The organism is Prevotella sp. CAG:255 (assembly GCF_000431195.1).
GTDB classification, from domain to species: domain Bacteria; phylum Bacteroidota; class Bacteroidia; order Bacteroidales; family Bacteroidaceae; genus Prevotella; species Prevotella rara.
In genome coordinates, this window is sequence record NZ_HF986802.1 from 108,928 (window position 1) to 112,408 (window position 3,481).

4 protein-coding genes are annotated in these 3,481 nt (G+C 48.1%); 3 read left to right on the forward strand and 1 reads right to left on the reverse strand.

The features are described 5' to 3' along the window. Together QVO66_RS06020 and QVO66_RS06025 are read left to right on the forward strand one after the other, a co-directional pair. The coding region (locus tag QVO66_RS06020; RefSeq protein WP_288172668.1) for a helix-turn-helix domain-containing protein at window positions 1-137 on the forward strand (137 nt) is incomplete at its 5' end. A gap of 174 nt (window positions 138-311) precedes the next feature. Beyond that, a complete protein-coding gene (locus QVO66_RS06025) occupies window positions 312-1,649 on the forward strand; it encodes a S41 family peptidase (protein WP_021854532.1) in 1,338 nt (445 codons plus the stop codon). Window positions 1,650-1,771: 122 nt separating this feature from the next. On the opposite strand, the gene QVO66_RS06030 is transcribed toward QVO66_RS06025, so the two are convergent. Then, window positions 1,772-2,260 carry a DUF3592 domain-containing protein gene (locus QVO66_RS06030; protein ID WP_021854533.1) on the reverse strand — a complete coding sequence of 163 codons (489 nt, stop codon included), beginning with the start codon at window positions 2,258-2,260 and terminating at the stop codon, window positions 1,772-1,774. Window positions 2,261-2,559: 299 nt separating this feature from the next. On the opposite strand from QVO66_RS06030, the gene QVO66_RS06035 reads away from it, so the two are divergent. After that, a complete protein-coding gene (locus QVO66_RS06035; protein WP_021854534.1) occupies window positions 2,560-3,321 on the forward strand; it encodes an EFR1 family ferrodoxin in 762 nt (253 codons plus the stop codon). The last annotated feature ends 160 nt before the right edge of the window (window positions 3,322-3,481 follow it).

The window sequence follows — 3,481 nt, forward strand, 5'->3', positions numbered from 1 at the left end:
ACGAGCACACCGAACGACAGCGCATAATAGACGCCCTGCGCGCCACGGGCGGCAACAAGACCAAAACAGCCCAACTGCTCGCCATCGACCGCAAGACGCTGTATAACAAGATTCAGAAATACAACATCGAGGCGTGACGGGCATTTGCCAATTGAGAATGGAGAATGGAGAATTGAAAATTATGATTACTCTTGTGGCTGTTAAAACGGGGATGTTTTAAGGCTGCAAGTTTCACATATTAGTCAGCATAATTCATACTGAAGATTTGCATAGTCAACTTAACTCTATACATTCAGCAAAAACATCGTAACATGATCAGGAGAATAATTATTGCGGCTTTGGCCTTAATGTGCATCGTGCCATACACGGCCAAGGCGGACACTACTCTGAGCGAAAGAATATATATACTTTCTTCTATATGGAAAGAAATAAGCAACAACTTTGCATTTCCTGAGAAATTCAAGGAGACTAATCCTGACAGTCTTTACAGATGCTATCTTACTAAGGTCTTGAATGCCGAAAGCGAACAGGAGTTTTCGGACTTAATGACGCAGTTCATGGCTCACTTCAACGAGGGACACACGCGATTTAACGACAGCAACATCATACGCTACAGGGTGCCGCTGATACTTACGTGGGCAGGAGACAAACTGCTGATAACCAACACTACAAGACAGCTAAAACCGCTGTTGCCTGTTGGCAGCGAGATTAAAAAGGTGGACGGCCTGACGCTCGACGAATATCTGCAAAGGCATGTCTATCCGTATGTTTCGGCTCCCAACATGGAATGGAGAAAGAGAAAGGCTCTCGACATATTCCTTACAGGCAAGGAAGGTGCGGAATATCATATTGAGATAATAACTCCTAAGGGCAAGACCATAAACACAAAGCTCATGACAAGCATAAGGAACTACGACGACACTGACGACTGGAGCATCAGGCGCGACACGGCAAAATGCCGCATAAAGAAGCTGCCAGGCAACATCATGTATATGAAGATGAGCACGTTCACGTTGCCCGGCACAATAAAAAGCGCTTTTGAGAATAACCTCTCTGATTTCTTGTCTGCCAAAGGCGTGATATTCGACATACGCGGAAACCGAGGAGGAACAGACGAGTCATGGCACAACATAATAAGACATATCGCCGACAGAAACACTAACATATTCGACGGCTTAAAGATTATGACAAGAGTGGCTAACACGGCCTACGAGATGTACGGTAAAAATGTCAGCCAACTGGCCGACTACTATAACGGCGTGGCCATGCAGCCCGTTCAGGAAGGCTGGTTCGTGATGAAGAACAACACGCCCGACTCGTTGAGAATAACCGCCCCCGTTATAATTCTTGTTGACGGATTTACGGCATCGGCAGCCGAAGACTTTGCCGCAACAATGAAGAACCTGTCGCTCGGCAAGATTGTAGGCACGCCGACAGCGGGCGTGATAAGCAGTCCTAAATTCTGCAACTGGGGGCACGGCTACTCGTCGCTGATAGCAGAATGCCGCTTCACCAATCCCGACGGTTCCGATATTATCAACACCGGCATACAGCCTGACGTCTGCATAAAATATACCGAAAGCGACGCTCTGGGCAAAACCGACTCGGCACTAACGGCTGCGCTGAAGATGCTGAAAGGCAAAAAATAGAACAAGACATCAACCCCAATCAAAACAAAATCATGATTATGTCCGTTTTGCTCAGTCATTATATGGCATAGCAAAACGGACATAATGCAATATATAAAGAACATTTATTTTATTATATGGCGCTAAGCATGCCGCTCTTTTTGCCGTTGCGGCCTGAGCATCAGCCACACCCCCGACATACACAACAGCCCTACGCTCAGCAGCGTAAACCATATGCAGCGCTCATTGCCCGGAATGCGCACGTCGTAGGGGTTATCCGGATTATACATCACCTCAATGCTGTCGCCTTCACTGCGGAATGGCAGATAGCACTTTTCCGATATATACGTCTTGCCGTAGCGCTCTGTCTCGTAGCTTATGCGCATCTCCCAGTGCGTACGCCTCTTCCGGTGCCGGTATTCTCTCTTATAGCTGAGCTTGTCTATCACACCGGTGGCATGGCCCAAAGCTCCAGAAGCCTTCGACAGCGACACAAGCCCATAGATGCCTCCGCCGAGCATGAGCAGTCCTACGACAAAGAGCAAAAGACAAATAATCTTATTGCGAGACGACACCGCACATCTCCCTTCCGTGCCCTGCTCCGAATATCGTTTATCTGTTGTGTATTTCATAATCTAAACCATTTCTGCTACAAAGATAGCCAAAGGCGAGAGCAACGGCAAATAAAAAACAACAAAGTTTTTTGATTTGACACTGCCGAGCCGCACACTATCTTATTCAAAGATAGCCAAAGGCGAGAGCAATGGCAAAAAACAACAAAGTTTTTTCATTTGGCACTGCCGAGCCGCATACTATCTTATCTAAAGATAGCCAAAGGCGAGAGCAACGACAAAAAACGGCAAAGTTTTTTCATCTGACTTTGCCTTAAAATTATTATATTTGCAACAAAACAAACATCAGACAAAGAATAATGAAAATATATAAAATATGCTTCAGCCCGACGGGCGGAACCGAAAAGGTGGCTGGATTTATTGCCGGAAAGCTCGGCAGCGACATAGTAAACATTGACCTTACCGACCGCAAGGCCGACTTTAAGGGCGTTGCTCTCAACGGCGACGACGTGGCCGTGATAGCCGTGCCGTCGTATGGCGGACGCGTGCCTGCCCCGGCAGCTGAGCGCATAACGCAGATAAGCGGCAACGGCGCAAGGGCCGTAATAGTATGTGTATACGGCAACCGTGCCTATGAGGACACTTTGGCCGAACTGCAAGACTGCGCTGAGAAGGCAGGATTCAGCATCGTAGCAGCCGTGGCAGCCATAGCCGAACACTCTATTGTCCGCCGATATGCCGCCAATCGCCCCGATCAGGACGATTATACCGCACTTAACAAATATGCCGAACAGATAGCCGCCAAGCTGAACAGCAACGACTCTGCCACGCCTGCAATACCCGGCAACAGACCATACAAGAAGGCCGGAAGCGTAGGCTTCGTGCCCCGCCCCACAGCCCAATGCACAAGCTGCGGCCTATGTGCCTCAAGATGTCCTGTAGGAGCAATAAGCACGGACAACCCTGCAAAGGTTGACAAGAAGGCCTGCATATCATGCATGCGCTGCGCCGCCATATGTCCTCACAGTGCAAGAAAGGTGAACAGACTGCTCCTCTCTGCAGCAAACATAATGCTAAAGAAAGTATGCTCAAAAAGAAAAGAATGTGAGCTTTATATCTGACATCACATGGCGTATGACTGTTTCCGGCATCTCACTTACAAGATTCCCTACCCCTGACAGTAGCACTTATCAGGACATGGACTTAATGTAGCCCATACAGACACATACGTCGGGGCGCCACGCTAACGGCGGCCGCATGGACATCTTAAGAATTACTATC